Source organism: Sporolactobacillus shoreae, from assembly GCF_004684935.1.
GTDB lineage: Bacteria > Bacillota > Bacilli > Bacillales > Sporolactobacillaceae > Sporolactobacillus > Sporolactobacillus shoreae.
The window spans coordinates 1,849-5,066 of sequence record NZ_SRJD01000047.1; the positions used below are offsets into that span (position 1 = coordinate 1,849).

The window sequence follows — 3,218 nt, forward strand, 5'->3', positions numbered from 1 at the left end:
AGGACGATCCTTGAAAACTGGATAATGAATGAAACAAGCAACAAGCCAAGAATTCTAATTTTGACCGAGCGTAAAAGACGTGTCTTTTATGAAGTGGTTAAGTTTTAAAGGGCGCACGGTGGATGCCTTGGCACTGGGAGCCGATGAAGGACGGAACGAACTCCGATAAGCTCCGGGGAGCTGTAAGTCAGCTTTGATCCGGAGATTTCCGAATGGGGGAACCCCCTATCCTGAACGGATAGGATGGCGCGCTGAATCCATAGGCGCGTCAAGGCAGACCCGGGGAACTGAAACATCTCAGTACCCGGAGGAAGAGAAAGCAAATGCGATTTCCTGAGTAGTGGCGAGCGAAACGGAAACAGCCCAAACCAGGGGGCTTGCCCCCTGGGGTTGTAGGACACTCCACATGGAGTCAGAAATGCGCGATTCAGGCGAACGGCCTGGAAAGGCCGGCCAAAGAAGGCAAACGCCCTGTAGCCGAAGAAGCGCGCACTCCGGAGTGGATCCTGAGTACGGCGGGACACGAGAAACCCCGTCGGAATCTGGGAGGACCGTCTCCCAAGGCTAAATACTCCCCAGTGACCGATAGTGAACCAGTACCGTGAGGGAAAGGTGAAAAGCACCCCGGAAGGGGAGTGAAAGAGATCCTGAAACCGTGTGCCTACAAGTAGTTGGAGCCCCCTTCGGGGGGTGACAGCGTACCTTTTGTAGAATGGACCGGCGAGTGGCGATTCTAAGCCAGGTTAAGCTGAAGAGGCGGAGCCGCAGCGAAAGCGAGTCTGAAGAGGGCGAATGAGTTTAGGGTTGCCGACCCGAAACCGTGTGATCTACCCATGTCCAGGGTGAAGTTCAGGTAACACTGAATGGAGGCCCGAACCCACGCATGTTGAAAAATGCGGGGATGAGGTGTGGGTAGGGGTGAAATGCCAATCGAACACGGAGATAGCTGGTTCTCCCCGAAATAGCTTTAGGGCTAGCCTCGGAATGAGAGGCCTGGAGGTAGAGCACTGATTGAATAAGGGGTCCCCACAGGATTACCGAGTTCAGTCAAACTCCGAATGCCAGGCGCTCCTATCCGGGAGTCAGACGGCGAGTGATAAGATCCGTCGTCGAAAGGGAAACAGCCCAGACCGCCGACTAAGGTCCCCAAGTGTGTGTTAAGTGGGAAAGGATGTGGCGTTGCCCAGACAACCAGGATGTTGGCTCAGAAGCAGCCACCATTTAAAGAGTGCGTAATAGCTCACTGGTCGAGTGGCGCTGCGCCGAAAATGTAACGGGGCTCAAACACAGCACCGAAGTCGCGGATGACCCGTAGGGTCATGGTAGGGGAGCGTTCCAAGGGCGTTGAAGGTCGATCGGAAGGTCGGCTGGAGCGCTTGGAAGTGAGAATGCCGGTATGAGTAACGAAAAGAGGAGTGAGAATCTCCTCCGTCGAAAGCCTGAGGTTTCCTGAGGAAGGTTCGTCCGCTCAGGGTTAGTCGGGACCTAAGCCGAGGCCGAGAGGCGTAGGCGATGGACAACAGGTGGAAAGTCCTGTACCGCCAATTCGCGTTTGAGTGATGGGGGGACGCAGGAAGGCTGGGCCGCGCACGGATGGAAGCGTGCGTTCAAGCCGTGAGGCCGGCAGCGAGGCAAATCCCGCTGCAGGAAGCCGAGCGGTGATGAGGAGGGAAATTAAGTACCGAAGGGCCGGAACCTACACTGCCAAGAAAAGCCTCTAGCGAGTGGAAAGGCGCCCGTACCGAAACCGACACAGGTGGGCAAGAAGAGAATTCTAAGACGCTCGGGAGAACTCTCGTTAAGGAACTCGGCAAAATCACCCCGTAACTTCGGGAGAAGGGGTGCTCGACGGACCTTCGGGTCCAGAGAGCCGCAGTGAAAAGATCCAAGCGACTGTTTATCAAAAACACAGGTTTCTGCGAAACCGCAAGGTGAAGTATAGGGGCTGACACCTGCCCGGTGCTGGAAGGTTAAAAGGAGAGGTCATCCCTTCGGGGAGAAGCTTTGAATTGAAGCCCCAGTAAACGGCGGCCGTAACTATAACGGTCCTAAGGTAGCGAAATTCCTTGTCGGGTAAGTTCCGACCCGCACGAAAGGTGTAACGATTTGGATACTGTCTCAACGAGAGACCCGGTGAAATTATAGTACCTGTGAAGATGCAGGTTACCCGCGACAGGACGGAAAGACCCCATGGAGCTTTACTGCAGCTTGATATTGGATGTGGGTATCGTTTGTACAGGATAGGCAGGAGCCAGAGCAGCCGGACCGCCAGGTTCGGTGAAGGCGCCCGTGGGATACTGCCCTGACGATACCGACATTCTAACCCTGGACCGTGATCCGGTCCGGAGACAGTGTCAGGCGGGCAGTTTGACTGGGGCGGTCGCCTCCTAAAAGGTAACGGAGGCGCCCAAAGGTTCCCTCAGAATGGTTGGAAATCATTCGCAGAGTGTAAAGGCACAAGGGAGCTTGACTGCGAGACCTACAAGTCGAGCAGGGACGAAAGTCGGGCTTAGTGATCCGGTGGCACCGCATGGAAGGGCCATCGCTCAACGGATAAAAGCTACCCTGGGGATAACAGGCTTATCTCCCCCAAGAGTTCACATCGACGGGGAGGTTTGGCACCTCGATGTCGGCTCATCGCATCCTGGGGCTGAAGTAGGTCCCAAGGGTTGGGCTGTTCGCCCATTAAAGCGGTACGCGAGCTGGGTTCAGAACGTCGTGAGACAGTTCGGTCCCTATCCGTCGCGGGCGTAGGAAATTTGAGAAGAGCTGTCCTTAGTACGAGAGGACCGGGATGGACACACCGCTGGTGTACCAGTTGTTCCGCCAGGAGCAGACGCTGGGTAGCTATGTGTGGACGGGATAAGTGCTGAAAGCATCTAAGCATGAAGCCCCCTTCAAGATGAGATTTCCCATGATTTTAAATCAGTAAGGCCCCTCAGAGATGATGAGGTAGATAGGTCTGGAGTGGAAGCGCGGTGACGCGTGGAGCGGACAGATACTAATCGGCCGAGGGCTTAACCCCAGCGGTCAGTAAGAGGAAGAAAGGCGCTTGTTTCATTCGTTACCGGTTTTGAAGGCTCGCACGAGCCGGGTTTTAGTCTGGCGGTCATAGCGAAGAGGTCACACCCGTTCCCATCCCGAACACGGCCGTTAAGCTCTTCTGTGCCGATGGTAGTTGGGGGCTGTCCCCCTGTGAGAGTAGGTCACTGCCAGGC

2 rRNA genes are annotated in these 3,218 nt (G+C 55.5%); both read left to right on the forward strand.

Going from position 1 to position 3,218, the window contains the following annotated elements:
• Window positions 1-95: 95 nt before the first annotated feature.
• Window positions 96-3,025 (forward strand): 23S ribosomal RNA (locus E4665_RS17845).
• 76 nt (window positions 3,026-3,101) lie between these two features.
• Window positions 3,102-3,218 (forward strand): 5S ribosomal RNA (rrf, locus tag E4665_RS17850).